This window comes from Streptomyces sp. C10-9-1 (genome assembly GCF_024497955.1).
Classification (GTDB): domain Bacteria; phylum Actinomycetota; class Actinomycetes; order Streptomycetales; family Streptomycetaceae; genus Streptomyces; species Streptomyces sanyensis.
The window spans coordinates 76,688-101,003 of the sequence record NZ_JANHKP010000015.1 but is presented as its reverse complement, the minus strand read 5'-3'; the positions used below and the strand labels follow the sequence as shown (position 1 = coordinate 101,003).

General features: G+C 77.2%; 24 protein-coding genes. 11 read left to right on the top strand and 13 right to left on the bottom strand.

The genetic code is table 11. The features are described 5' to 3' along the window. Positions 1-38: 38 nt before the first annotated feature. Entirely contained in the window at positions 39-590 is a 552-nt protein-coding gene (locus tag NPS70_RS21740; RefSeq protein WP_256526046.1) for a DoxX family protein, read from the top strand. Between the two features lie 34 nt (positions 591-624). On the opposite strand, the gene NPS70_RS21735 is transcribed toward NPS70_RS21740, so the two are convergent. From NPS70_RS21735 to NPS70_RS21720, 4 genes are all read right to left on the bottom strand, one after another. Continuing rightward, positions 625-2,412 carry an FAD-dependent oxidoreductase gene (locus NPS70_RS21735; RefSeq protein WP_256526045.1) on the bottom strand — a complete coding sequence of 596 codons (1,788 nt, stop codon included), beginning with the start codon at positions 2,410-2,412 and terminating at the stop codon, positions 625-627. A 15-nt stretch (positions 2,413-2,427) separates the two neighbouring features. After that, complete coding sequence (locus NPS70_RS21730) at positions 2,428-3,345, bottom strand: diiron oxygenase (protein WP_256526044.1); 918 nt, start codon at positions 3,343-3,345, stop codon at positions 2,428-2,430. Positions 3,346-3,501: 156 nt separating this feature from the next. After that, the gene (locus NPS70_RS21725) at positions 3,502-4,779 is read right to left on the bottom strand and encodes a DUF418 domain-containing protein (protein ID WP_256526043.1); all 1,278 of its coding nucleotides are present in this window, start codon (positions 4,777-4,779) and stop codon (positions 3,502-3,504) included. Further along, positions 4,776-5,843: a S9 family peptidase gene (locus NPS70_RS21720; RefSeq protein ID WP_256526042.1), complete on the bottom strand. Its 1,068-nt coding sequence runs from the start codon at positions 5,841-5,843 to the stop codon at positions 4,776-4,778. The genes NPS70_RS21725 and NPS70_RS21720 overlap by 4 nt, the downstream gene beginning before the upstream one ends. 127 nt (positions 5,844-5,970) lie before the next feature. Between NPS70_RS21720 and NPS70_RS21715 the strand changes: the two genes are divergently transcribed. Together NPS70_RS21715 and NPS70_RS21710 are read left to right on the top strand one after the other, a co-directional pair. Then, on the top strand, positions 5,971-6,603 hold the full coding sequence (locus NPS70_RS21715; RefSeq protein WP_256526041.1) for an N-acetyltransferase: 633 nt from the start codon (positions 5,971-5,973) through the stop codon (positions 6,601-6,603). Beyond that, complete coding sequence (locus NPS70_RS21710; protein ID WP_256526040.1) at positions 6,600-7,517, top strand: PaaX family transcriptional regulator C-terminal domain-containing protein; 918 nt, start codon at positions 6,600-6,602, stop codon at positions 7,515-7,517. The genes NPS70_RS21715 and NPS70_RS21710 overlap by 4 nt, the downstream gene beginning before the upstream one ends. 135 nt (positions 7,518-7,652) lie before the next feature. On the opposite strand, the gene NPS70_RS21705 is transcribed toward NPS70_RS21710, so the two are convergent. From NPS70_RS21705 to NPS70_RS21690, 4 genes are all read right to left on the bottom strand, one after another. After that, a complete protein-coding gene (locus NPS70_RS21705; protein WP_256526039.1) occupies positions 7,653-8,582 on the bottom strand; it encodes a cytochrome c biogenesis protein CcdA in 930 nt (309 codons plus the stop codon). 6 nt (positions 8,583-8,588) lie between these two features. Then, positions 8,589-9,194 carry a redoxin domain-containing protein gene (locus NPS70_RS21700; protein ID WP_256526038.1) on the bottom strand — a complete coding sequence of 202 codons (606 nt, stop codon included), beginning with the start codon at positions 9,192-9,194 and terminating at the stop codon, positions 8,589-8,591. A 165-nt stretch (positions 9,195-9,359) separates the two neighbouring features. Then, positions 9,360-10,622: a YhgE/Pip domain-containing protein gene (locus NPS70_RS21695; protein WP_256526037.1), complete on the bottom strand. Its 1,263-nt coding sequence runs from the start codon at positions 10,620-10,622 to the stop codon at positions 9,360-9,362. A 191-nt stretch (positions 10,623-10,813) separates the two neighbouring features. Beyond that, positions 10,814-11,521, bottom strand: a complete 708-nt coding sequence (locus NPS70_RS21690) for a class I SAM-dependent methyltransferase (RefSeq protein WP_256526036.1) — start codon at positions 11,519-11,521, stop codon at positions 10,814-10,816. Between the two features lie 248 nt (positions 11,522-11,769). Here NPS70_RS21690 and NPS70_RS21685 point away from each other — a divergent pair, with 248 nt between their 5' ends. The 4 genes from NPS70_RS21685 to NPS70_RS21670 are packed head-to-tail and all read left to right on the top strand — an operon-like array spanning position 11,770 to position 16,581. After that, on the top strand, positions 11,770-12,930 hold the full coding sequence (locus tag NPS70_RS21685; protein ID WP_256526035.1) for a polyprenyl synthetase family protein: 1,161 nt from the start codon (positions 11,770-11,772) through the stop codon (positions 12,928-12,930). Continuing rightward, positions 12,927-14,516, top strand: coding sequence for a phytoene desaturase family protein (crtI, locus tag NPS70_RS21680; protein WP_256526034.1), 1,590 nt, complete (start codon positions 12,927-12,929; stop codon positions 14,514-14,516). Before NPS70_RS21685 ends, crtI begins: the two co-directional genes overlap by 4 nt. Further along, positions 14,513-15,565: a phytoene/squalene synthase family protein gene (locus NPS70_RS21675; RefSeq protein ID WP_256526033.1), complete on the top strand. Its 1,053-nt coding sequence runs from the start codon at positions 14,513-14,515 to the stop codon at positions 15,563-15,565. The genes crtI and NPS70_RS21675 overlap by 4 nt, the downstream gene beginning before the upstream one ends. After that, positions 15,562-16,581: a DUF5914 domain-containing protein gene (locus tag NPS70_RS21670; protein ID WP_256526032.1), complete on the top strand. Its 1,020-nt coding sequence runs from the start codon at positions 15,562-15,564 to the stop codon at positions 16,579-16,581. The genes NPS70_RS21675 and NPS70_RS21670 overlap by 4 nt, the downstream gene beginning before the upstream one ends. Before the next feature lie 46 nt (positions 16,582-16,627). Here the strand turns inward: NPS70_RS21670 and NPS70_RS21665 are convergent, their stop codons facing one another. The 3 genes from NPS70_RS21665 to NPS70_RS21655 all read right to left on the bottom strand — a co-directional run bounded on the left by NPS70_RS21665 (position 16,628) and on the right by NPS70_RS21655 (position 20,755). Next, the gene (locus NPS70_RS21665) at positions 16,628-18,199 is read right to left on the bottom strand and encodes an FAD-dependent oxidoreductase (protein WP_256526031.1); all 1,572 of its coding nucleotides are present in this window, start codon (positions 18,197-18,199) and stop codon (positions 16,628-16,630) included. After that, on the bottom strand, positions 18,196-19,395 hold the full coding sequence (locus tag NPS70_RS21660; RefSeq protein ID WP_256526030.1) for a lycopene cyclase family protein: 1,200 nt from the start codon (positions 19,393-19,395) through the stop codon (positions 18,196-18,198). Before NPS70_RS21660 ends, NPS70_RS21665 begins: the two co-directional genes overlap by 4 nt. Before the next feature lie 322 nt (positions 19,396-19,717). Then, entirely contained in the window at positions 19,718-20,755 is a 1,038-nt protein-coding gene (locus tag NPS70_RS21655; RefSeq protein ID WP_256526029.1) for a cation transporter, read from the bottom strand. Positions 20,756-21,100: 345 nt separating this feature from the next. On the opposite strand from NPS70_RS21655, the gene NPS70_RS21650 reads away from it, so the two are divergent. After that, the gene (locus NPS70_RS21650) at positions 21,101-21,712 is read left to right on the top strand and encodes a bifunctional 2-polyprenyl-6-hydroxyphenol methylase/3-demethylubiquinol 3-O-methyltransferase UbiG (RefSeq protein WP_256526028.1); all 612 of its coding nucleotides are present in this window, start codon (positions 21,101-21,103) and stop codon (positions 21,710-21,712) included. A 394-nt stretch (positions 21,713-22,106) separates the two neighbouring features. Here NPS70_RS21650 and rpsN read toward each other — a convergent pair whose 3' ends face one another. Next, positions 22,107-22,412: a 30S ribosomal protein S14 gene (gene rpsN, locus NPS70_RS21645; RefSeq protein ID WP_256526027.1), complete on the bottom strand. Its 306-nt coding sequence runs from the start codon at positions 22,410-22,412 to the stop codon at positions 22,107-22,109. Then, positions 22,412-22,648 (bottom strand): 50S ribosomal protein L28, encoded by a 237-nt coding sequence (rpmB, locus tag NPS70_RS21640; RefSeq protein ID WP_256526026.1) that lies wholly within the window; start codon positions 22,646-22,648, stop codon positions 22,412-22,414. Before rpmB ends, rpsN begins: the two co-directional genes overlap by 1 nt. 51 nt (positions 22,649-22,699) lie before the next feature. Between rpmB and rpmG the strand changes: the two genes are divergently transcribed. Genes rpmG through NPS70_RS21625 form a run of 3 tightly spaced genes read left to right on the top strand, consistent with a single transcriptional unit; the run spans position 22,700 to position 24,308 of the window. Further along, positions 22,700-22,864, top strand: coding sequence for a 50S ribosomal protein L33 (gene rpmG / locus NPS70_RS21635; protein WP_256526025.1), 165 nt, complete (start codon positions 22,700-22,702; stop codon positions 22,862-22,864). A 47-nt stretch (positions 22,865-22,911) separates the two neighbouring features. Further along, positions 22,912-23,160 carry a type B 50S ribosomal protein L31 gene (locus tag NPS70_RS21630; RefSeq protein ID WP_256526024.1) on the top strand — a complete coding sequence of 83 codons (249 nt, stop codon included), beginning with the start codon at positions 22,912-22,914 and terminating at the stop codon, positions 23,158-23,160. Next, positions 23,157-24,308 (top strand): GTP-binding protein, encoded by a 1,152-nt coding sequence (locus NPS70_RS21625; protein ID WP_256526023.1) that lies wholly within the window; start codon positions 23,157-23,159, stop codon positions 24,306-24,308. Before NPS70_RS21630 ends, NPS70_RS21625 begins: the two co-directional genes overlap by 4 nt. The last annotated feature ends 8 nt before the right edge of the window (positions 24,309-24,316 follow it).

The window sequence follows — 24,316 nt, the reverse complement described above, 5'->3', positions numbered from 1 at the left end:
TACCCATCGCCCCTCGCCACCACCGACCGGGAGCCGCCATGACCACCCTTCTGCGACGCGACGCCGGGCTGCTGGCCCTGCGGGTGGGGACGGGCGCCGTGCTCGCCGCCCACGGGACCCAGAAGCTGTTCGGCTGGTTCGGCGGCGGCGGGCTCGAAGGCACGGCGCGGGGCATGGAGGCGATGGGCTTCCACCCGCCGAAGCAGAGCGCCCTGGCCGCCGGGCTCACCGAGACCGGGTCGGGTGCCCTGCTGGCCCTCGGGCTGGCCACCCCGGCCGCGGGGGCCGCGGCGGCGGGCAGCATGGCCGGGGCCGTCTCCGTCCACGCCCCCGCGGGGTTCTTCGCACAGTCCGGAGGCTACGAGTACCCCCTCTTCCTGGGGTTCGCCGCGGGCGCGATCGGCGTCCTCGGCCCGGGCCGCTGGTCGCTGGACCACGTCACGGGTCACCGCTTCGACCGGCCCTGGACCGTCGCCGCCGCGTTCCTGGCCAGTGCGGCGGCCGCCGCGGCCGTCGTCGGCAGGCGTGCGGGGGGCCGGGCGGAGGCGGAGGTGGACGACGCGGAGGCCGGCGCCGGGGAGGGCGGGTAGCGGCCCCCGCGGCCCGGCTCCGCTCAGCCGCGGCTCACAGGCCGGGGCGCCAGGGCCCCCGCGCCGCGGCCACCAGCTCCTCCACGGTCGCCAGTCGCGACCGGGGCCGTCCGGCAGCCCGGCCCCGTGCGAGTTCGGCCCGGTCGATGAGCGTCAGGCCGCGGGCGTCCACCACGCGCCCCACGCGGCGGCGGACCAGGCGGTGGAAGGCCCTGACCGTGCCGCGGGGCGACGGCAGCATCCCGCCGACCGCGTCCGTCAGCAGCGTCCCCACCGTCTCCGCCGCACAGGTGCGGTTCGCACCGATGCCGCCGGACGGGCCGCGCTTGATCCAGCCGACCACGTAGGTACCGGGCATCCCGGCCACCCGGCCGCCCTCGTGCGGCACCGTGCCGCGCTCCGTGTCGAACGGCAGCCCCTCCACCGGCTCGCCGCGGTAGCCGGCGGCGCGCACCACCAGATCGGCCGGGAGGGCGTACGGGCCCCGGTCGCCCGCGCCCCCGGGCCCGCCGGTGACGAGGATGCCGCCCCGCGCTCCCGCCGGGCTCAGGTCGGTGGGGGCACAGTGGAAGCGCAGCACGATCCGGCGCCGGCCGGACGGCGGCGCGCCCGGGCCGACGGTCCCCCGGGGCAGTCCCCGGAGCACCGCGGCCTTGCCGCCGGGGCGCGCTGCGGCGATCGCCGCGCCGATCCGGGGGTCGTGGTCGTCCACGACGAGGTCCACGCCGGGCAGGTGGGCGAGCGCCAGCAGCTCGCCGCGGGTGCAGGCGGCGTCTTCCGGGCCGCGGCGCCCGAGCACCACCACCTCCCGCACGTCCGCGTCCCGCAGGGCCGCGAGCGCGTGGTCCGCGATGTCGGTGGCGGCCAGCGACGCGGGGTCGGAGACCAGGATGCGGGCGGCGTCCAGGGCGACGTTGCCGCTGCCGACCACCGCCACCCGCCGCACCCCGGACAGGTCGACGGCGTCCGCCGCCACGTCGGGGTGGGCGTTGTACCAGGCAACGAGCCGTGCTGCGGGGAGCACTCGCGGCGACTCCTCGCCGGGCAGTCCGAGCGGCCGGTCGGAGGAGGCACCGACCGCGTACACCACGGCGTCGTGGTGGGCCGCGAGTTCCTGTGCCGAGAGGTCGCGCCCGACCCGGACGCCGAGGTACATCCGCACCCGCGGATGGGAGTGGAAGCGGGCGAGGGCCTCGCCCGCGCGCCGGGTCGCGGGATGGTCCGGTGCGACCCCGTGCCTGAGCAGGCCGCCGGCCACCGGCAGCCGGTCGATCAGGGTGATCTCGGCGTTGGTGTGCAGCAGCAGGTCCTGTGCGGCGTACATGCCCGCGGGCCCGGTGCCCACCACGGCGATGCGCAGCGGTGCGAAGTCCGCGGGCAGGACCCGGGTGAACTCCGGCCGCCCCCAGACGTGGAAGTTCGGCCCGGGGTCCGCCGCCGGTGCGGCGGGCGGAGCGCCGCCCTCCTCGCGCGGCGCGGCACCGGGGCCCCGGCCGCCGCCGTCCCGCGTCCCGGGTTCCGGCGCCTCCCGCTCCGGCGTCCTCGGTTCCGGTGCCCCCTGCTCCGGAGTCCCCTCGAACCAGGCCGCGTTCGCCTCCGCGTACGGCCGCAGCCCGGGCCGCAGCGAGTCCACGGGGAAGATCGCGTCGACCGGGCAGGCGTCCGCGCAGGCACCGCAGTCGATGCACGCCCGGGGGTCGATGTGCAGCATCTCCGTGCTGCCGAAGGCCCGCTCCTGCGGTGTGGGGTGGATGCAGTTGACCGGGCACACGGCCACGCAGGCGGCGTCGGTGCAGCAGGTCTGGGTGATGGCGTACGTCATGGTGGGCGGCCCGGTTCAGATCAGGTGGGCGCGCTGGTAGAACGCCAGCGCGGGGCGGGTGAGCAGACCGGCGGAGGCGAGGAAGTCCATCAGTCCGGAGCAGCTGGAGCGCAGCATGGCCTTGTGGTGCTCGTTGGCCCGCGCCTCGGCCAGCGCCCGCCCGCCGTCGAGCCCCGCCTGGGCGTAGACGGCCCTGTTCACCATGCTGGTGACGATGAAGTAGGAGGCGGCCGCGACCACCAGGGCGTTGACCTGCCGCCGCACCCGGCCCGCGCCGCGCAGCCGCTTGCGCGTCTCGTCGCGGGCGAACTTCATGTGCCGGGACTCCTCGACGACATGGATGTTGTTGATGGTGCGCACGAAGGGCACCACGCGCTCGTCGCGCATCCAGTCGCGCTGCATCACGTCGAGGACCTCCTCGGCGACGAGGATGGCCGCGTAGGCCGCCTCGCCGAACGCCAGGGTCTTGAAGACGCGCCCGAGTTCCAGGACCGCACGGCGCGGCCGGTACGCCGGGGCGCCCAGCTTCTGCGCCCCGCGGGCGAACATGATGGAGTGCCTGCACTCCTCGGCGATCTCGGTGAGGGCCCACTGGAACTCGGCCCCCGTGGGGTCCTTCGCGTAGATGTCGCGCAGCACCATCTGCTGGAGGATCATCTCGAACCAGATGCCCGTGCTCGCCACGGAGGCCGCCTCCTGGCGGGTCAGCTCCTTGCGCTGCCCCTCCGTCAGCTCCTCCCAGTAGGCGGTGCCGTACAGGGTGCTCCACTCGGGGCTGGCCCCGTGGAAGTCCTTGTCGAGGGGGGTGTCCCAGTCGACCTCGACCGCGGGGTCGTAGGACAGCACCGCGGCGGAGTGGAGGAGTCGGCGGGCGACGGGCTCGTCCTCGGGTCCGTCGCCGTGGATCGTCGGCCGGGCCGTGCTGCTGGCCATGGGGAGCTCCTTCCGTGGCGGGTGGGTGCTCGTGCGGGCCGGGCCGGTCCGGTGTGCGCCTCCGCCCGCGCCCCCGGCCGGGGGCGCGGGCGGGCGACCGCCGGGAGCGGACGGCCCCTTGTTAGACGGACCGTATAGTAAGAGCCCCGCCGGGGCCTACCCCGCGGTAGAAATTTTGTCAGCAGCGCTCCGCGGTGCCCCCTTCCCGCCGCTCTCGGGGGGTACCCGCCACGGCGGGCGGCCGAGGACGGTCCACGCGCGCAGGGCCCATTCCACGGGGCCGTAGCGGTGGTGCCGCAGCCACCAGCGGCAGGCGAGGGCCTGCGCGGCGAACAGCGCCACGGCGAGGGCGGCCAGCCCCGCCGGGGAGACCCGGTTGACCAGGCCGGCCCCGTAGCCCGTGAAGAGCAGTGCCCCGACGAGCGACTGGGCGAGGTAGTTGGTCAGGGCCGTGCGCCCCGGCGGTGCGAGGGCGCCGGTCAGGCGCCCCAGTCGCCGGCTGCGCAGGGCGAGCAGCACGGCCGCCCCCCAGGCGCCGGCCAGCAGAGGCGCCGTCAGCACGTCGACGCCCAGGGCCAGCACGTGGTACGCCGAGCCGGGCCGCGTCGCGCCGGCGTGCGCGTACACGAGGCCGCCGGCCACCCCGAGGGCGCCGCCGGCCAGCAGGAGCCGGCGCAGGGCCCGCTCGTGGCGCCCGGGATCGTCCAGTAGCCGCAGCCGCCCCGCGGCCAGCCCCAGCAGGAACATCGCCAGGGCCGCCGGGGCCTGGAAGAAGACCAGCAGGAAGGCCACGTCGGGCAGCTGCTCCAGATGGGCCCCGACCACGGACGCCGCATCCCCCCGCAGGGCCTCGGCCGCCCGTGCCGCCCCGGCCTCGGCCGCCGCCGTGTCCGCACCGCCGCCCCCCGCCCGCCACAGTGCGGCCGCGAGCAGCGCGTAGGCGGCGGCGGTGGCGGCGAGCAGGGCCGCGGCGACCCGGAGCGCGGTGCGCAGCCGCATGCGGTGGACGGCCAGCAGCACCAGCCCGAGCACCGCGTAGGTGGTGAGGATGTCGCCCGGGAACAGCAGTACCGCGTGCAGCGCCCCCAGGGCGAACAGCCCCGCCAGCCGACGCAGGAACCGCGGCCGGAACCGGGTCCCGGCGCGGCGTGCCGAGCCGAGCTGCAGGGTGAAGCTGTAGCCGAACAGGAAGCTGAACAGCAGGAAGAACTTGGCCTCGAAGAGCGCCGCCACCACCGCCCGCACGGCGTGGTCGACCGGCCGGCCGAAGCCCGGGTCCGCCGCCCCGGCCCCCTGGTGGGTGGAGGCCATGTAGGTGATGTTGACGACCAGGATGCCCAGGAGCGCGAACCCGCGCAGGGCGTCGACGGCGGCCACGCGCCCGGCCGCCTCGGGGTGCGCCGGTTCGGCCGCCCGGGACGCCGTGTGCCTCACGCCGCACGCTCCCCGGGGAGCTGTTCCACGAAGCGGGCCTGGTCGGCGAGGAAGCCCGGGGCGAAGATGCGGCGCGGCGCGAGGAGCGCCGTCGCCGTCAGCCGCGGCTCCCAGGAGGCGACGGCCTCGTCCAGCAGGGCGTGCGTGGCCCCCGGGTAGTGCACCACCCGCAGCAGGGACGGATCGAGCAGCGAGCGGTAGGCCTCCTCCGTCTCGGCCACGTCCACGTGGACGTCGTGTCCGGCGAGCACCAGCAGGACGGGCACCCCGTGCACGGCCCGCAGGTCGTCCGTGGCGTCGGCCGTGAGGTTGCGGGCGGCGAACCCCCAGCGCGCGGGCGTCATGTCCGCGGCGTCACCCAGCTCGGCCCGGTACTCCTCGTAAGACGCCCCGCGCCGCAGCAGCTCCAGCGTGGTCTCGCGGCGGAGCAGCGCGGCCGAGACCTCCTTCCCGGGCGCCTGCCGCTCCCGGAGCTCGGCCAGCAGGTTGTAGCGGCCCTGGCGCTGCCAGTTGACGGCCGGGGAGACCGCGATGGCGAACCGCAGCGAGGGGTCCTCCGCGGCGACCTTCGGCAGTACCCAGCCCGCCTGGCTGGCCCCCCACAGGCCGATGCGCTTGCGGTCGATCTCCGGTCGCCTGCGCGCCCAGGCCACGGCGGCCAGGGTCTCCTCCGCCCGGTCCGCCATGCTCTGCTTCAGCCAGTCGCCCCCCGAGCCGCCGACGCCCGGCTTGCTGAACGAGAGCGAGGCGTAGCCGGCCCGCGCGAAGGACTCCCATATCGGCCGGTAGAAGGTCTCGTGCGTCGCGTCGACGGGGCCGTCCCCGTGCACGAACACCACCAGCCCGAAGGGGCCGTCGCCCTCCTCGGGCAGGGCGAGCACCCCGTCGAGCGTGTGGCCCGCGTGCTGCAGGGAGACCTTCTCCTCGCGCAGCGCGTAGCTGTTCTGCCACACCGCCACCCCGCCCAGTACGGCCGCTGCCGCCAGCAGTCCGGCCAGCGCGCGCAGCAGCACGCGGCCCCGCCGTCGGCGCACCCGGGGTCCGACGCCGTGTCGGTCCGCCATGACTCCACCTCCAGAAACTATCGAACTCAAAACGTTCGTGCTTAGAATGAACGTTGTAGACTCGATCGTGCAAGTGGGTTCGAGTGCGGATGCGACGACCGGGAGGGCGGACATGGACGCGGTGCCGATGCGAGGAGACGGAAGGGGCGGCCTCGCGCCCGTGGTGCACAGGGGCGTGCCCGAGGGCCACGAGCGGCAGGTCGCCGCCCTGTACTGGGAGGCGTTCGGCCGCAAGCTCGGCCCCGCCCTCGACCCCCCGGAGGTCGGCCGCGCGTTCCTCGCCTCCCACCTCCACCGCGACCGCGGTGTCACCGCCCTGTCCGGCGGCCGGACCGTCGGAGTCGCCGGCTACCAGCTCGGCGGCCGCGGACTGACCGGCGGGGACGTCGGGGACGTCCTCTCCGCCTACGGCCTGTTCCGCGGTCTGCCCCGGCTGGCCGTCCTCGCCCTCTTCGAACGCACCCCGGACGCCGGCGAACTCGTGATGGACGGCATCGCCGTCGACCCGGCGCACCGCGGCACGGGCATCGGGGGCAAGCTGCTGCGCGAGATCGCCCGGGTGGCCGAGGAGTCCGGCTGCCGGCGCATCCGGCTGGACGTCATCGACACCAACCCCCGGGCCCGCGCCCTGTACGAGCGGCACGGCTTCACCGCCGTGCACACCGAGAAGACCCCGTACCTGCGCCGCCTCATGGGCTTCGGCGCCGTCACGACCATGCACCGCCCGGTCGGCACGGCGGCGGGCGGGGGGTCGCGATGACCGCCGCACGCCCCGCCCCCGACGCGCCCGGGCCCGCTCCGGAGGTCCCCACCCGGCTCCTGGTCCATGCGCTCGTCCGGCAGGACGGCACGGTCGACGCGGGAGAGCTGTACGCCGTCGCGGGCGTCCTCGGGATGACGGACCAGCAGGTCCGCCTGTGCGTCAAACGGCTCGTCGCCGAGGGCCGCTTCACCCAGGAGGGCCGCGGGCGCAAGGCGGTGCTGCACGCGGTGGCCGACGCCACCGGATCGGTGGCGCCGGACGCCGCCTATGTGCGCCACGCCTACCGCCAGGACCGCGGACTCGCCCCCTGGGACGGCCGCTGGCACCTGTTCGGGTTCGCGGTCCCCGAGTCGCAGCGGACCGCCCGCGACACCCTGCGCGACGCCCTGCTCCACCTCGGTGCCGCGCCCGTCCAGGGCGGGCTGTACGTGACCGCCAACGACGTCGGGGCGATCGTCGGGGCCCACGCGCGCGCACTCGGCGTCCTCGACGGGCTCACCCGCCTCACCTCCACGGACCTGAGTGTCGGCGGGCAGTCCGAGCCCCGGGCCCTCGCCGCGGCCCTGTGGCCCCTCGGGCCGATCGCCGCGCGCTACGAGGAACTGGAGGCGTTCGCCGCGTCCTGCCTGGAACGGCTCCCGCAGGGGCGCAGCCTCCCCGGACCGGAGCGGCTGACCATGGCGGTGCGCCTCGCCGCCGTGTTCAGCCGGGCCATGGAACCCGACCCCCTGCTGCCCCCCGAGCTGCTGCCCCGGCCCTGGCCGGGGGCCCGCGCCCGCGGCCTGGCCGCGGAGTGCTGGAGCCGCCTCGCCGCCATGGAGCCGGCAGGGGGAGCCTCCGCACCACGGCTCTTCGCGCTCTACGCGGACACCGCCGCTGCCCCGCACGGCGGTGCGGGCGGCGGGGGGTGAGGCAGGCCGGGCGGGCCCCGCCTCCCGGGGGCGAGCCGGGCCCCGCGCCCCCGGGAGGCGGAGGCGCGGAGCACATCACCCGGGCGCGGGCCGTGCGCCCCGCCCGCTCCGGTACGGTCGCGCGGCCCCGGGCGCTCAGCCCGGTCCGTCGGCCCCGGCCCGCCCCCCGCCGTCCGGCCGCCGCGCGGTCCCGCCGTCCGCGGTCTTCGTGCCGCTCCGCGCCGCCGCGCGGCGCCGCCGCGCGCGCAGCAGGAGCGCCGCGGCCAGCAGCACCCCGAAGGCGGCCGCGGCCGAGGCGGGTCCCGCCGCGTCCACCGCGTCGGCGAGGAACCGCTGCACGGTCCCCGCCGCGTCGATGACCGGGTCGGTGGTGGCCGCGTCGCGCTGGAGGCGGAGCTCGTACCAGCCGTAGTACGCGACGTACGCCCCGGCCAGGAGCAGCAGGGCACCGCCGAGCCGAGGGGCGAGGGCACCGGCGCGCCGCAGCCGCGGGACCGCGGCGGTGCGGGTGAGCGCCACGGCCAGCGAGGCCGCCCCGACGACCAGGCCCATGCCGGCCGCGTACGCGGCGAACAGGGCGACCCCCTCGCCGGGGGACCCCGCGCGGAAGGACGAGACCACGATCGCCAGGAACGGCGCGATGGTGCACCCGAGCGAGGCCGTCGCGTACGCCGTCCCGAACAGTGCCATCGAGGGCAGCGAGCGGGTGACCTGCGGGGCCCGGCGCAGCCGGGGAGCGGGGGAGGGCAGCGAGCGTCCGGCGAGCAGCCACGCCCCGGCGGCGGCCAGCAGCAGGCCGAAGACGACGGTGAACCAGGGCAGATGCCGCTGCACCTGCCCGGCGACCGGCTGGACGGCCAGGCCGAAGACACCGAAGACCGCGGTGAACCCCACCGTGATCCCGGCCGTGGCGGCGAGGGCCCTGCCGACCGCGACCCGGCGGCTCGGCGTGTCGTCGCCGAGCACGAGCAGGGACAGGTAGGCCGGGAGGAGCGCGAAGCCGCAGGGGTTCACCGCGGCCAGCATCCCGGCGCCCACGGCGAGGGCCAGGGGGAGATCGGACACCGCGGGTCAGCCGGCGAGCCCGGCGACCTTCTCGGCCAGTCCGTCCCCACCGGGCAGGACACCGTCGTAGACCGTCTCGCCGGAGGCGTCGAGGATGACGTAGCGGCTCTGCTCGGTGACCTCGAACCGCTTCCAGACCTCGCCGTTCTCGTCGGAGAGGTGGGTGAACTCCCCCGTGCCGGTCTCGGCGACGAAGCGCTTCATCGCCTCGGTGCCGTCCAGCCCGGCGACGCCGACGACACCGACCTCGCCCCGGTGGGCCTCGGCGACCCTCGCCGTCTCCTCGGCCTGGGCCTTGCACTTGGGGCACCACGGGGCCCAGAACCACAGCACGACCGGCTTGCCGGCCAGGGTCCTCGCGTCGAAGGACCCGCCGTCCACGGTGGTGGCGCTGAACTCCAGCGCCTCGGGCACCTCGGCCGTCCCGCCGCCGGTCTCCCCGGCCTGCGGGGCGGGAGCCGAAGGGGAGGACGCCTGCTGCTCCGGCCCCGCGGAGGCCCCGGCGGCGGAGCCGCCGTCCGAGCCGCACCCGGCCAGAGCGAGCACGAGGGCGGTCACGGCTGCGGGGATCAGGGTGCGGGCGCGCATGGTGTTCTCCTGTGTCGTCGGCACGCCCCCGAGCCTAGTCGCGGGTGGCGGGCCGGAGTCCTTACGGTTCGGTGACGTCCCTCCTCGGCGCTCCGGGCCGGCCGGCGCGCACGGCCCGGCGCCCCGTGCCCGCGCTCCCGCCCGCGGCCCGGGGAAGCACCGGACCCCCGGGACCCGTCGGGTGCCGTGTCACTTCGGGGCGGGCTGCGGTGTGAGCCGGGCCAGGCCCCGGCGGTCGTAGTAGCGCGTCATGCCGAAGCCGAAGACCAGGGCGAGGCCCAGCCCCAGGGCGACCATCGCCCAGGCGCGGTGCAGCCCCGCGTCCCCGCGTGCGTCGAAGTAGAGGATCGCGCGCACCCCGTCGCTCAGCTGGCGCATCGGCTCGAAGACCCCGAGGAAGCGGAAGAACCCCGGAGTGGCCTCCAGCGGGACGGTCGCACCGGACGACGGAAGGGCCAGCGCGATGAAGACGAACATGGAGACCAGCTGGCCGATCCCGCCGAACGCCGCGTTGATCGCCTGCACGCCCAGCCCCACGGCGACCACGGCGCAGTAGGAGAACAGCCACAGCAGCGGCAGATGGGAGGCGTCCATGCCCAGGATGCCGATGGTCGCCGCCATCACCAGCGTGGTGGTGAGCAGGGAGACGCCCGCCGTCATCACCATCTTCAGCAGCAGGGTCGCGGTCCGGGTGATCGGCACGGTGGGGTGCCGGGTGTGCCAGGGCCCGACCTCGCTGTCCGCGTACCCCAGGGCGGTGTCCACGCCGCTGTTGACGAGGTTCCCGCCGAGGAACCCGGACAGCACCAGCAGCAGGGTGAAGTAGAACGCCGTCAGCCCCAGGCCGCTGCGCTCGCCGAGGGGGTGCCCGGGGCGCGTGGTGACGCTCACCGGGTCCGCCAGCAGCACCCGGGCCGTGGGGTCGGCGCCGGTCGAGGAGACCAGCCGTTCGCCGATCGAGAGGGAGGCCCGGTGGGCCGCCTCCTGGTTGATCCGGACGGCCAGCGAGGAGCCCAGGCTCCCGACCCCGGGATTGCTGAGCACCGTCAGCGTCGGACGCTCCCTGGCCTGGCGCGTCGTCAGCGCGGCCACGGACGCGGTGAAGCCGCGCGGGACGACCAGGGCGCCGAAGACCTTGCCGGAGGCCAGCTGGTCCTCCGCCTCGGCCCGGTCCAGCTCCCGCCAGTCCACGTCGCCGCCCGGACGCGAGGAGACGACGGCGGACGTGATCTGCTCGCCCAGCGTCTCGTCCTGCCCGGGCAGGGGCTCGCCCCGGTCCTCGTCGACGAGCGCGATCGGCAGCCGGTCGAGGTTGTCGGTCGGGGACAGGATGCCGCCCATGTACAGCAGGGACAGCACCAGGACGACCAGGGCGCTCAGGACGGTCGGGACGAGCCAGAGCCGGGGCTGCCGCAGCAGGGCGCCCGGACGGCTGGGGGGTGCGGAGGTCATGGTTCTCCGGGGAGGTGGCGGGCGGATCGGCCGGCGGCCGCCCGCGGTACCCGGCCGGTGCCGCGGGCGGTGCCCCGGCCATCGTCGGCGCACGACGGGCCGAAACCCGGCACCGACATCACCGGCGTCCCGCGGGGGGCGGCGCCCTGCCCGGCCCGCGGCAGCGCCGGCTCCCGCCCCGCGGGGCGACGTCAGGGCCTGGTCGCCAGGAAGGTGTGGGTGATGCCCCGCTGCCAGCCCGGCTGGGGCCGGGTGCGCACCCCGTCGAACCCGGCCCGGCGCAGGCGCCCGGCGAAGGCGGCCGCCGTGTCGAAGTCGACGACGCTGCGCCACAGATGCCGGTACAGCCGCCCGTCGCCGTGCAGCCGCCCCCAGGGCAGGACGATCCCCGCCATCACCGCCGACCACGTCGCGCGGTGGACCCGCCGGCCGCTGAGCGCGTACTCGTGCACCACGAGGCGCCCACCCGGGCGGAGCAGGCCCCGGACCTGCGCCAGCACCGCATCGGGATCGGCGACGTTGCGGAAGAGGTACGCGGCGAACACGGCGTCGTAGGGCCCTGTCACACCGGCGGACTCCGCGGCCTCGACCGAGGTGTGCACGAAGCACACGTTCGCGGGCCACACCTTGCGCCGGGCCCGCTCCAGCATCCCCGCCGAGGCGTCGATCCCCGTGATCGAGGCCAGCGGGGCGGCCCGCAGCAGCGCCTCGGTCGACGCGCCGGTACCGCAGCCGAGATCGAGCACGCACCGGCCCGCGCCGCCGCCCGGCAGCCCCAGCCGGGCGGCCGAGCGGCGCAGGTCGCGGTGGTAGCCCGGGCTGCTGGACGTCATCCGGTCGTAGGTGCGCGAGGCGTGGTCGAAGGCCTCGGCGAGGTCGGCGTCCCGCAACAGGGCCATGGGCCCTCCCTCCGCGTCCCACCCGTCGGCGTGCCCGGGCGGCCCGCCCGGCGCACCGCATTCTCGCCGCCGCGGGACGCGCGCCGCCGGTCGACGCGCCGGGCCGCCCGCCGCGGCGACCGCCGGGGAACGCTTCGGGGGCGGCTGTTGCTCTGGACGGCCCAAGGCGCGGTGCATCCGCCGTCCCCGGCGGTACGGAACAAGGTCGTGGAGCCAAGAGCAGTCACCGCGTCGGCAAGGGGCCCTCGATGCACGAACTCGATCCGCTGGACGTCGACCGGGACGTACCCGGGGCGGTGGCGGCACGCCTGAGGAGCCTCCTCGGCCCGCGCCGGGAGCAGGCGGCGGCCGCCGACCCCGTCTTCGCCGCCGATCTCGCCGGCCGCGTGGCGGACTTCGCCCTCGGCGGTGGCCGCCTCATGCGCCCGCAGCTGCTGTGGTGGGGGTTCCGCGGCGCGGACGGCGGGCCCGCCGGGGCCCCGGCCGCCCTCGGCGCCGCCGCCGCCCTCGAACTGATCCAGACCTGCGCGCTCATCCACGACGACGTGATGGACGGCGCGCCCCTGCGCAGGGGCCGCCCGGCCGTGCACGCCGCGCTCGACGGGCAGTACGGCGGGCCCCGGCGCCTGGCCTGCGGAGGCTTCGGCAGCGCGGCCGCCGTCCTCGCCGGCGACCTGGCCCTGGTGTGGGCGGACGACGTGTTCGGCGAGTCCGTGCTCGGGCTCCCGGCGGCGCCCCGCGCGTCCGCGGAGTGGCGCACGATGCGCACGGAGATGGTCGCCGGCCAGTACCTCGACCTGCTGGGGCAGGTCACCGGCGTCCGGTCCCCCGACCGCGCGCAGCGCACCGCGGTGCTGAAGACGGCGCTGTACTCGGTGGGCCGCCCCCTGGCCCTGGGCGCCACCCTGGCGGACGCCCCCGAAGCGCTGGTCCGCGCCCTGCACGAGGCGGGCCGGTCCGCGGGACTCGCCTTCCAGCTGCACGACGACCTGCAGGGCGCCTTCGGCGACCCCGGTGCCCTCGGCAAGCCGGTCGGCGGCGATCTGCGGGACGGCAAGCCGACCTATCTGCTCGCCGTGGCCAGGCAGCGGTGCGAACGGAGCGGCGACCGGGCCGGGCTGCGCCTCCTCGACGAGGTCGCCGGCTCACCGGACGCCGCCCCGCAGGAGCTGGCGCGGCTGCTCGACCTGCTGGTCGACTGCGGCGCCCGCGAGCTGGTGGCCCGGCGCGTGGGCGAGCTGTGCGAGCAGGGCGTGGCCGCACTCGCGCAGGCCGGGCTGCCACCGCAGGCCGAGGCCCGCATCACGCTGCTGTTCCGGAGCGCGTGCGCCCCGGCGCCTCCCCCCGCCCCGCCGCCCCCCGGCGGGGCCGTCCGGCCCGGCCCCGTACTGACCGGGGAGGCCCGGTGAAGACCGTTGCGGGACCGACGGACCACGTCGTCGTCGTGGGCGCGGGGCTCTCCGGGCTGGCCGCTGCCCTCCACCTGCTGGGCTCCGGTCGCCGTGTCACGGTGGTCGAGCGGGACCCGGGACCGGGCGGCCGGGCCGGCCGCCTGGCGCTCGGCGGCTACCGGGTGGACACCGGGCCGACGGTGCTCACCATGCCGGACATCCTCGACGAGGCGTTCCGGGCCGTGGGCGACTCACTGCACGCGCACCTCGACCTCGTCCCCCTGCACCCCGCCTACCGGGCGCTCTTCGCCGACGGCAGCCGCCTCGACGTCCACACCGACGGCGAGGCGATGGAAGCGGAGGTCGCCGCGTTCGCCGGCCCCCGGGAGGCGGCCGGCTACCGGCGGCTGCGCCACTGGCTGGAGGAGCTGTACGCGGTGCAGATCCGGCGCTTCGTGGACGCCAACTTCGACTCCCCGGCCGGTCTGCTCCATCCCGACCTCGTCCGGCTGGCCGCGCTCGGGGGCTTCGGCCGCCTGGACGGCGCCGTGGGCCGGTTCCTCTCCGACGAGCGGCTGCGGCGCGTCTTCTCCTTCCAGGCGCTCTACGCCGGAGTGGCACCCTCCAGGGCCCTGGCCGCCTACGCGGTGATCGCCTACATGGACACCGTCGCCGGGGTGTACTTCCCGCGTGGCGGCATGCACGCCGTGCCCACCGCCATGGCGGACGCGGCCGCGGGGGCCGGCGCGGCACTCCGGTACGGAGAGCGGGTGCTGCGCCTGGAACGCGCGGGCGGACGCGTCACGGCCGTCGTCACCGAGCACGAGCGGATCGCCTGCGACGCCGTCGTCCTCACCCCCGACCTCCCCGTCGCCTACGGGCTGCTGGGACGCACGCCCCGCCGGCTCCTGCCGCTGCGGCACTCCCCGAGCGCGGTCGTCCTGCACGTGGGAACCGACCGCACCTGGGAGATGCTGGCGCACCACACGCTGTCGTTCGGCGGCGCGTGGGAGGGCACCTTCCGCGAACTGGTCGAGGAAGGGCGCCTGATGAGCGACCCCTCGCTGCTCGTCACACGGCCCACCTCCACCGATCCCGCACTGGCTCCCGTCGGACGGCACCTCCACTACATCCTGGCCCCGTGCCCGAACACGGACACCGGCCCCTCCGCCGCGCACTGGGGCGAACTCGGCCCCCGCTACCGCGACCGCCTGGTGCGGGAACTCGAACGCCGCGGGCTGGCGGGGCTCGGCGGGGCGATTGAGGAGGAGGCCCTGGTGACCCCGGCCCACTGGACGGCCCTCGGGCACGCGGCGGGCACGCCCTTCTCCGCCTCCCACGGCCTCGCCCAGACCGGGCCCTTCCGGCCCCGCAACCTCGTCCGCGGCGTCGAGAACGCGGTACTGGCCGGCTGCGGCACCACCCCCGGGGTCGGCGTCCCCACCGTGCTGCTCTCGGGCAAGCTCGCCGCGGCGCGCATCACCGGCGGCGGGGCACCGCGCCGCTCGGACCCCCGGGCCCGGCGCGCCGCCGAGCCCGGCCGGCCCCGGCGGAGCGCCCGGCCGGCCCCCGAGGGCACCCGGGCGAAGGGAACACCGGCATGACGGCGCGAGAACTCGACGCGGCGGGCGTCACCGACCCCTCCCTGCGCGCGGCCTACACCGCCTGCCGCCGCCTCAACGCCCGCCACGGCAAGACCTACTTCCTGGCCACCCGGCTGCTCCCCGTCGACCGGCGCCCCGCGGTGCACGCCCTGTACGGCTTCGCCCGGCACGCCGACGACATCGTCGACGACCTGGGCACCCAGGCGACGACGGAGGAGCGCCGCACCGCACTGGACCGGCTCGAGGCGCAGTGGCTGCGGGCGGTCCGCGGTGGTGCCGCGGGCGAGCCCGTGGTGCGGGCGGCCGCCGACACCCGGGCCCGCTACGGGATCGACCCGCGCCACTTCGCCGACTTCCTCGCCTCCATGCGCGAGGACCTGACGGTCGGCCGGTACCCCACCTACGCGGACCTGCGCGCCTACATGCACGGCTCCGCGGCCGTCATCGGGCTCCAGATGGTGCCCGTGCTGGGCACCGCCGTCCCCCGGGCGGAGGCGGAGCCGTACGCCGCGGACCTCGGGGTGGCCTTCCAGCTCACCAACTTCCTCAGGGACGTCGGCGAGGACCTCGACCGGGGCCGCGTCTACCTGCCCGCCGACCTCCTCGCCGCGCACGGCGTGGACCGGGACCTGCTCGCCTGGAGCAGGGCGAGCGGCGGCCGCGACGCCCGGATCACCGCGGCGCTGCGCGCGGCCGCGGCCCTGACCCGGGGCGTCTACCGGGAGGCGGAGCCGGGCATCGGCATGCTGGACCCCGTCTCGGCGCCCTGCGTGCGCACCGCCTTCGTGCTCTACCGCGACATCCTCGGCGCCATCGAGCAGGACGGATACGCCTGCGTGCACCGCAGGGCGGTCGTCGGCGGGCGGCGCAGGGCCGCCGTGGCCCTGGGGGGACTGGCGCGGGCACTGGCGGCCCGCACCCTGCCGCGCGCCCCCGCCCCGGGGCCCGGGGCCACCGGCCACCGGGCCGCAACCGCCCCGCTCGCCGACGGCACCGGCGCGGCGGGCGACCTCGGGGCCGGCGACGGAACCGCGGGGGGCCGCTCATGAGCCCCGGCCGCCCGCCGCGGCGCGGGCCCGCCCTCCCGCTCCGGCTGCGCCGGAACGCGGTCGCCTGGGAGCGGCAGCGCCCCACCTGGCGCGAGGCCAGGCCGGCGCTGATCGCCGAGGCCCTGCAACGGGCCCTGGCCCGCCCCTCGGGCAACTGGTTCGTCGTGGGCGCCGCCCGCGACCTCGGCACCGGCCGGCCGCTCGGGCGGACGGTCGCGGGGACGGAGATCGTGCTGTGGCGCGACGCCGACGGAGTGCCCCACGCGGGTCCCGGGGCATGCCCCCACCTGGGGGCGCCCCTGAAGGACGCGGCCGTCCGGTGCGGGACGCTCGTCTGCCACTGGCACGGACTGGCCCTGGACGGCGGCCCCACCGCCGGATGGTCCCCCTGGAGCGTCCACGACGACGGCGTGCTGCTGTGGGTGCGGCTGGACCGTGCCGGGGGAGAGCAGCCGACGGACCTGCCCGTCGTCCCCCCGCGCCCCGGACCGGGTTCCGCGGTCGACGCCGTCTACACCGGGGCGGGCAGCTGCGAGCCGCAGGACGTGGTCGCCAACCGCCTCGACCCCTGGCACGGCGCATGGCTGCACCCCTACTCCTTCGTCGACCTCCGGGTGCTCGGCACGCCGGACCGCGGCCCGGCGCAGCACGAGGACGTCCTGGCGGTGGAGGTGTCCTTCAAGGTCTCGGGCCGTCTGGTCGTCCCCGTGCGGGCCGAGTTCAGCGCTCCGGAACCGCGGACGGTCGTCATGCGGATCACCGACGGCGAGGGAGCGGGGTCGGTCGTCGAGACCCATGCCACGCCTCTGACGGCCGCGGGCGCCCCCCGGCCGCGCACCGCGGTCGTGGAGGCCGTGCTCGCCGTCTCCGACCGCCGCGGGTTCGCCGTGGCGCGGGCGCTGGCCCCTCTGCTGCGCCCCGCGATGCGCGCCACCGCCGCCCGGCTGTGGCGCGACGACCTCCGCTACGCCGAGCGGCGCCGGGAGCTGCGGGCCTCGGGCCGCTTCCCGGGCTGAGGGCCCCGGCCACCCGGCCCCCCGCCCGGCGCTCCGGGCCCGTGCGTCAGCAGGTGCCGAAGCGCCGCGCCAGCAGCCGCAGCACCGCGGAGCGGCCGTGCGGGGGGACGGTCCACAGGGTCTGGCCGCGCAGCCCCCAGCGCCGCAGGTGCGCGTTGGCCGCCAGGAAGCCCGTCGTGGCGGCCCGCTCCATCAGCGCCACGGGCAGGTCCGTGCGCACGAGGTCGCCCGCCACGGTCACCCGCGGGTCCGGCGTCGACACGGTCGGCCGGTCGCGGTGGCCGTCGGCCGTGAACAGAGGGCAGTCCTGCCGCCATTCGTCGCGCCGGTCGACGACGCGCGCCCGGGAGGTCTCCGGGTAGACGCGGTGCAGCTGCTCGACGAGGGAGCGGGCCAGCCGGTCCGGTGCGGCGGACGGGTCGGCCGCGTAGGCGTGCAGCTCCACCACCGCACCGTTGGTCTTCGCGGCCCAGCGGGCCGCTTCGCCCTCCCACCGGTCCAGGACGCTGATGTTGTCGAGGCCCCCGAAGCCGCTGGTGCCGAGGAACCCGGGGCGGGCCGCGTCGACCGGCCGGTCCAGCCACAGCCGGGTGACCAGGAACGGCGGGGCGGTCCGGAGCCGGGAGACCCGCGCACGCCACTCCTCGTCGCCCAGCGAGGGGGAGGCCGCCGCCAGGCTCCTCAGACCCGCGGTGTCGACGGCGAGGACGACCGCGTCGGCGGCCTCGTCCCCCGAGTCGGTGCGCACCACCCGGGCGCCGCCGGGGGCGGAGGCGATCCCGAGCACCCGCGCGCCGGTGCGGATCTCCGCACCGTGGCCGCGCAGATAGCGCGCGAGCGGATCCCACAGGGCCTGCGGGAACGGCTCGTCCGGCACGTCGAACAGCAGCCCCTCGGAGGAGCCCAGGAAGTAGATGTGGAACATCAGCGCCAGTTCGGCCGCGGCGAGGTCCCCCGGGTCGGCGAAGAAGCTGCGGGAGAAGACCTCGAAGGCGAGGTGGCGGGCCGCCTCGGGGAAGCGGATGCGGTCGAGCAGCTCCCGGGCGCTGACGCCCTCGTACCGCCCGGGGACCTCCGCCGCGCGCACGTCGAGCAGGGGCAGCGCCGCGCGCGGGTTCATCGAGGCGAGGTCCCGCAGACCGAAGCTGGGGCTGAGCGCGGCGAAGCCCACGGCGCTGAGCGGGGGCGTCCGGGGCACCCGGGCGAAGCTGTCGTACATCCCCGAGGCGTGCCGCAGCGGGTAGTCGGGGAGCGGGCGGAGCCGGTCGAGGCCCGGGTCGATCCTCCGCAGCAGGCCCCTGAGGTTGTAGTACTGGCGGAAGAAGGCGTGGAAGCCCCGGCTCATGGTGGCCGCCGAGCCGTCCGCCAGCTCGACGGGCCACCCGGCCAGCCGGCCCCCCAGCGACGGCCCCTGCTCGTAGAGGGTGACGCGCACCCCCCGTTCGGCGAGGGCGGTGGCGGCCGCGATGCCCGCGATCCCTCCGCCGACGACGGCGCACCGGGGAGGCCGCCCGGTCGGGCGGGGCAGCCCCGGGTGCGCCGGCAGGACGGCCCCCTTGCGGTCGCGCCCGCGGCGTGCGGCGGGCGGGGCGGTGCGTGCGGCGGCGCGGCGGCTCATGGAGCGGTCTCCCTCGGTGGGGTGCGGCGGCTGAGGCGGGGCAGCCCGGCGGCGGTGCGGAGCATGGCGCGGACGGGCGTCCGGAGCCCGACGGCGATCTCCTCGGCCCAGCCCGCCTGCCCGTCGAGGAACCGGAGCAGGCGGTCGGCGGGGACCGTGTCGAAGAGGCGGGTGAAGAACTCCGGTCCGGCGATGCGCCCGCTGTCCAGGCCGTGCAGGAGCAGGGCGTCCATGGCCAGTGACCGGGCCGGGTACGCGGGCGGGGGCTCGGGGCGGCCGCCCCGGTGCAGGGCGCGGGCCACGGCCCGCGTCTGGCGCTGGATCGCGGCGAAGGCGTAACCGGAGGAGGGCCGCACCGCGCCCCCGGCGGCGCCGATCGGGAAGACGTGCCGGCCGTGCCGGCGCGGATGGCGCCCGTCGGTCATCGGGATGGCCCCCTGCTCGGTGGCGGTGACCCGGAAGGCGCCGAGGCGCAGCACGCGCTCGGTGTAGTGCCGAAGGGCCCGGTCGTAGCCCGGGCCGCTCAGCGGCGCACGGCCGAACTCGGTGTACTCCACGAGCGCTTCGCGGCGGCCGGTGGGCAGCACGTAGCCGAAGGAGAGCCCGTGGCCGGGCTGCGGTGTGCGGAAGTCCATCAGCTCCACCGTCCCGGTGTCGAAGACCGGGCGCTCCGTGCGGACGAACCAGCCCCGGAAGTGCTGCAGCAGCGAGACCCGGGCGGCGGGGGCCACGGCCGGCGGGCGGGAGTCGTAGACCCAGCGGGCGCGGAGCGTGAGCGTCGAGCCGTCCGCGGTGCGGCAGAGCACCTCGGCACCGTCCGGGCGGTCCCGGACCCCCTCCACGACGGCCTCGATCCTGGCCAGACCGGCCAGGCGCGGGCGCAGGCCGTCGGCGAAGTCCCCCGAGCGCAGCATCTTGTAGCGCAGGGACCCCAGGTCGTGGGCCGCTCCGCCCCCCTCGCCGTCGCGGACCCGCAGCCGGCGCCAGCCGGCGGTGAGGAGCCGGTCGTACTCCCCGTGCTCGGGCTCCCAGAAGCACCACGTCCGCTCGGGGGGCCGCAGCGGGCCGGGCGGGGCGTCCACCAGGACCACGTCCGGCGCGCGGACGCCCGGCGGCGGGTCCAGCAGCCGCCAGGCCAGCGAGAGACCGGCGGCGCCCGCGCCGACGACCGCGATGTCCGTGCTCCGTGTGGCCATGCCCGCCTTCCGCGTTCCGCCCGTGCGACCGCGAGGGATTCCGCTGCGACGGGTCCGTCGGATGCGGTGGTGCGCCGCCGTCCGCCGGCGCGCACCGCCGCCGGGGCGGCCGCGCCCCTGCGGCACCGGGGCCGCGTCCCGGTCGCGCGCGGCCCGCGCCCGGCACGGGCCCCGGTGGCGGGGGCGCGTGCCGGGGCCCAGCCAAGCAGCCGCGGCGCCGTCCCGGCCGCTCGGCGCGCACGTGGCCGCCCCTCTCACCGGGGTGGCCCACAGCGGGCCGCGACGTCCGGGGCGTGCGGGTGCCGTCGCGGGGCGGCGTGCCTCATACGGCCAGGGCCGCCACCGTGGCCGCGTACACACCGATCAGCAGGACGCCCTCGAAGCCCAGCCGCCCCCAGCCGCGCCGCTGGCGGACCAGCAGGCCCGCGAGGAGCACGGTGGACATCACCAGGGCGCCGCTGGTCAGGAACAACTCCTCGGGCTCGACGGCGTGGTAGAGGGAGCCGCCCCGGTAGACGACGTCCCCGACCACCAGGTTCAGCACGTCCAGGCAGTTGCCGCCCAGGACCGCCGCGACGGCCAGCGTCACGGCGCCGCGCCGGACGGCGGACACCGCGGTGACGGTCTCCGGCAGGGCGTTGACGATCCCCATGAACACGCCTCCGACCAGCCCCGCGCGCAGGCCCGTCGCGGAGACCAGGCCCTCCGCGGCCTGCGTCACCGCCCATCCGCCCACCACCACGACGAGCGCGACGGCGACGAACTCCGTCCACAGGCCCCGGGTGCGCCTGCCGGAGAAGCGGGCAGGGCCGCCGGGGGCCTCGGTGACGGTGTCCTCGGTGGTCACGGCCCGCCACAGCGGCCGGTGGGTTCCGCGGATCAGGGCGAGTCCCCCCGCGTAGCAGGCGACGAGGACCGCGGAGACGGGATGGATGCCCAGCAGGGTCACCCGGGGGCCCAGGGAGCCCATCAGCGTGAGGCCCAGCAGGGTGAGGAGCAGGCAGCCGAAGAGCAGGTTGCGCGACGAGGCCGCCGCGTGCTCCAGGTTGACGCTCCGGTAGGCGGCGTCGGCCACCGAGACGGCGAGCGTCTGCGCCGCGATGCCGCCGACCGCGTTGCCGTAGGCCAGCTGCGGTTGCCCTTCCGCCGCGCTGACGGCGGTCATCACGATCCCGGACAGCGAGGTGGCCAGCCCGAAGAAGACCGCCCCGAACAGCGCCTCGCCCCAGCCGGTCCGTTCGGCGAGCGTCTCGCCGAGGCCGGTGAGGCGGACAGCGCACAGCACGGTCGCCACCCCCGCGAGGACGAAGACCGCGGCGCTCCAGCCCACCGGCCACGCCCCGCCCACCTGATCGGGCACCGTGCTTCTCTCCCTGCCTCGTGACCGGTTGCGGCCTCCGGCGGAGCGGTGCCGCACCCTCGGCGGCGGCCGGACGCCGCCCGGCGCGGTGCGGCAGGCTCCCTGCCGCCCGCGGCGGTGCGGCCGGGTCGAGGACGATCATCGTCCGCCGCGGCCGGGGCGGGCGGGACGGCGGCGCGCAGGGTCCTCCGTCCGGCCGAAGCCCGGTACCCGGACCGCGGCGCGGGCGAAGCGGCGGCCCGCCGGGAGCGGCCGCCGCGACCGGCGTAGCGTGGCGGCGTGGGGGCGGCCACCGCCCTCGGTGCGGACCGGTGCTCCGGGTGGCGGGGCCGGGGAGGAGCGAGGATGGACGCCGAAGCCTGGGACGAGCGGTACGGGACCGCGGAGCGCGTGTGGTCGGCGGAGCCCAACCGGTGGGTCGTCCGGGAGACTGCCGGGCTGGCCCCGGGCCGGGCCCTGGACCTCGCGGCGGGGGAGGGGCGCAACGCCCTGTGGCTGGCCCGCCGGGGCTGGCGCGTGGACGCGGTCGACTTCTCGCCCGTCGCCGTCCGCCGCATCGCCGACGCCGCGGCCCGCCCTGCGCAGCACGTCGGGGCCGGGGGGCGGGGCAGCGTGCGTGCCGAGGTGGCCGACGTCACCCGGTACCCGGCCGAGGAGGCCGCGTACGACCTGGTGCTGCTGTCCTATCTGCACCTGCCCGCGCGCGAGATGGCAGGCGTGCTCGGGACCGCGTGCCGGGCCGCCCGGCAGGGCGGCACCCTGCTGCTGGTCGGCCACGACGCCGCCAACCTCGCACACGGCACGGGCGGGCCGCAGGACCCCGGGGTGCTCACGGACGTCGGGCAGGTGCGGGCGGCGTGGGAGCCCTGCGCGGTCCTGCTCGTGGCCGAGGTCGCGAGGCGCCCCGTCGGGGACGCGGTGGCCTTGGACACGGTGGTGCGCGCCGTCCGCCGCTGACGGCGCCGGACGCCCCCCGGGAGGCGCGCCCGGCGCGCGGTGGGCCGCCGCCGGGCGGCGGCCTCTCCGGTAACGGGGGCTCAGCCCTCCGGGCGCAACCGCGCCCGTCCGTCGCCGAGGGCGCTGCGGCACCCGGTGGACGACGCCGCCGGCGGCGGCCGGCGGAGCCCGCCGGGGCCGCGACCGGGCGCAGGACCTCCCCGCGGCACCGCCCGCCGCCACAGGGCCCGGTGGCGGCGGCCCTCTCGGCGGCCCGCGGCCGCACCGCGACCGGGGGTGCCGACGCACGGGCGGGTGCGGGCGCACGGGCGGGTGCGGGCGCACGGGCGGGTGCGGGAGGCGCCGCGCCGGCCCCCGCACCCGCCCGCCGCGGGCCGTTCGGCCGGGGCCGCGCCTACCAGGAGGACTTGGTCACCCCGGGCAGGAAACCGGCATGGGCCTGGCTGCGGGTGCGCACCCGGGACAGCCCGAACGTGCGCAGGTAGCCGCGCGGGCGGCCGTCCACGCTGTCGCGGTTGCGGACCCGGGTGGCGCTGGCGTCGCGCGGTTGCCGGCGCAACTCCGCATAGGCGGCCTCCCGTTCGGCCGCGGTGGAGGACGGCCGCCGGATGACCGCCTTGAGTTCGGCGCGCCGGGCGGCGTAGCGGGCGACGGTCGCCCTCCGCTGCTCGTTCTTCGCGATCTTGCTCCGCTTGGCCATCAGACCTTCCCTCCCCGGGCGCGGATCCGCGCCACGGCTGCCTCGATGCCGATCGCGTCGACGGTCCTCACCGCCCTGGCGCTCAGGGTGAGGCGGACGTGGCGGCCCTCGCCGGGCAGCCAGTACCGCTTGCGCTGGATGTTCGGGTCGAAGCGGCGGGAGGTGCGCCGGTGGGAGTGGGAGACGCGGTTGCCGAATCCCGGCTGCGCGCCGGTCAGCTGGCAGTGGGCGGACATGGGTGCCTTCCTCGTTGTCGAAAATGAAAACCGTTGCCATATAGTAGCCCCATGGCACGCAACGAGATCCGCCCGGTCGTCAGGCTCCGCTCCACCGCGGGCACCGGGTTCACCTACGTCACCCGCAAGAACCGCCGCAACGACCCCGACCGCCTGGTCCTGCGCAAGTACGACCCCCTGGCACGCCGCCACGTGGACTTCCGGGAGGAGCGCTGACGCGCACCGGCCCACCGCCCGCCACCGACACGACAAGGAACCCCGCAGTGAAGCCCGGAATCCACCCCGCCTACGGCCCCGTCGTCTTCCGCGACACCGCCTCCGGCACCGCCTTCCTCACCCGCTCCACCATGACCAGCGACCGGACCGTCGTCTGGGAGGACGGCAACACCTACCCGCTGGTCGACGTCGAGACCTCCTCCGCGAGCCACCCCTTCTACACGGGAACCGCCCGGGTCCTCGACACCGCCGGGCGCGTCGAGCGCTTCGAACGCCGCTACGGAGGCCGCCGGTGAACCGCGGTCCCGCACTCGCCGTCGCGATCGTCGCCGGGCTCCACTCCGACGCCCGGCGCGAGGTGGTCGACCGCCTCCTGCGCACCGTGCCGCGCAGCCTCGCACTGCACCACGACCTGAGCGGCGCCCCCGAGGGCACCGTGCGGCGCAGCCTCCGCGACGCCTCCGGCACCCTCTCCCGGGCGGAGGCGCCCCTCGTCGACGACTGCGCCTGCTGCGCCCTGCGCGAGGACCTCGTCCCGGAACTCGTACGCCTGGCGGAGGACGGCACGACCGCGCTCGCCGTCGTCGAGCTGTGGGACTCCGTCGAGCCGAAGGCCATGGCCGAGGTCGTCGCCGCCCACGGAGCCGGCCGCCTGGAGGTGACGGGCGTGATCACCGCGGTGGACCCCGCGCTCGTCCTGCCCTACCTCGGCAACGGCGACGACCTGGCCGAGGTGGGTCTGGCCGCCGCCCCCACCGACCAGCGGACGGTCGGCGACACCTGGGCCCGGCAGCTGGAGTACGCGCCCGTGCTCGCCGTCGTCGACAGCGCGGAGGCCGACGAGGAGGACGGCGCCCTGCTCGCCCAACTCCACCCCACCGCACGGCGCGTGCGGGCCGACTCGGTCGAACTCGCCCGGGCCGCCTTCGCGGGGTTCGACGTCGAGGCCGCCGCGGCGGCCCAGCACCCCGCCTGCGCGCTGCTGCCCCAGGAGGCCGACGAGGCCGGGGTCTCGACACTGGTCTGGCGCCGCCGCAGGCCCTTCCACCCCGAGCGCCTCCACCGCGCGCTGGAGGACCTGTGCTGCGCGGCCGCGCGCAGCCGGGGAAGGTTCTGGCTGGCCGAGCGGCCCGACACGCTGCTCGCCTGGGAGGCGGCCGGCGGGGCCCTGTGCGTGGAGAGCGCCGGCCCCTGGCTCGCCTCCCTGCCCGACGCCGCCTGGGAACTGGTCCCGCCCGTGCGCCGCGCCGCGGCCGCGCTCGACTGGCACCCCGACCACGGGGACCGCTGCCAGCACCTCGTCTTCACCTCGCCGGGCCTCGACCGGGACGGGCTGGAGCGGCTCCTCGACTCCTGCCTCCTCACCGACACCGAGTACGCCGCGGGGCCCGAGAGCTGGAGCCGGCTGCCCGCGGCCTTCGGCACCCTGCTCGACGTCGCCTGACCCCCCAC

Excerpts from the sequence above, each read along its gene's own strand:
- NPS70_RS21740 (WP_256526046.1), top strand. The coding sequence starts at position 39 with ATGACCACCCTTCTGCGACGCGACGCCGGGCTGCTGGCCCTGCGGGTG.
- NPS70_RS21735 (WP_256526045.1), bottom strand. The coding sequence starts at position 2,412 with ATGACGTACGCCATCACCCAGACCTGCTGCACCGACGCCGCCTGCGTG.
- NPS70_RS21730 (WP_256526044.1), bottom strand. The coding sequence starts at position 3,345 with ATGGCCAGCAGCACGGCCCGGCCGACGATCCACGGCGACGGACCCGAG.
- NPS70_RS21720 (WP_256526042.1), bottom strand. The coding sequence starts at position 5,843 with ATGGCGGACCGACACGGCGTCGGACCCCGGGTGCGCCGACGGCGGGGC.
- NPS70_RS21715 (WP_256526041.1), top strand. The coding sequence starts at position 5,971 with ATGCGAGGAGACGGAAGGGGCGGCCTCGCGCCCGTGGTGCACAGGGGC.
- NPS70_RS21710 (WP_256526040.1), top strand. The coding sequence starts at position 6,600 with ATGACCGCCGCACGCCCCGCCCCCGACGCGCCCGGGCCCGCTCCGGAG.
- NPS70_RS21695 (WP_256526037.1), bottom strand. The coding sequence starts at position 10,622 with ATGACCTCCGCACCCCCCAGCCGTCCGGGCGCCCTGCTGCGGCAGCCC.
- NPS70_RS21690 (WP_256526036.1), bottom strand. The coding sequence starts at position 11,521 with ATGGCCCTGTTGCGGGACGCCGACCTCGCCGAGGCCTTCGACCACGCC.
- NPS70_RS21685 (WP_256526035.1), top strand. The coding sequence starts at position 11,770 with ATGCACGAACTCGATCCGCTGGACGTCGACCGGGACGTACCCGGGGCG.
- NPS70_RS21675 (WP_256526033.1), top strand. The coding sequence starts at position 14,513 with ATGACGGCGCGAGAACTCGACGCGGCGGGCGTCACCGACCCCTCCCTG.
- NPS70_RS21670 (WP_256526032.1), top strand. The coding sequence starts at position 15,562 with ATGAGCCCCGGCCGCCCGCCGCGGCGCGGGCCCGCCCTCCCGCTCCGG.
- NPS70_RS21665 (WP_256526031.1), bottom strand. The coding sequence starts at position 18,199 with ATGAGCCGCCGCGCCGCCGCACGCACCGCCCCGCCCGCCGCACGCCGC.
- NPS70_RS21660 (WP_256526030.1), bottom strand. The coding sequence starts at position 19,395 with ATGGCCACACGGAGCACGGACATCGCGGTCGTCGGCGCGGGCGCCGCC.
- NPS70_RS21650 (WP_256526028.1), top strand. The coding sequence starts at position 21,101 with ATGGACGCCGAAGCCTGGGACGAGCGGTACGGGACCGCGGAGCGCGTG.
- rpsN (WP_256526027.1), bottom strand. The coding sequence starts at position 22,412 with ATGGCCAAGCGGAGCAAGATCGCGAAGAACGAGCAGCGGAGGGCGACC.
- rpmB (WP_256526026.1), bottom strand. The coding sequence starts at position 22,648 with ATGTCCGCCCACTGCCAGCTGACCGGCGCGCAGCCGGGATTCGGCAAC.
- rpmG (WP_256526025.1), top strand. The coding sequence starts at position 22,700 with ATGGCACGCAACGAGATCCGCCCGGTCGTCAGGCTCCGCTCCACCGCG.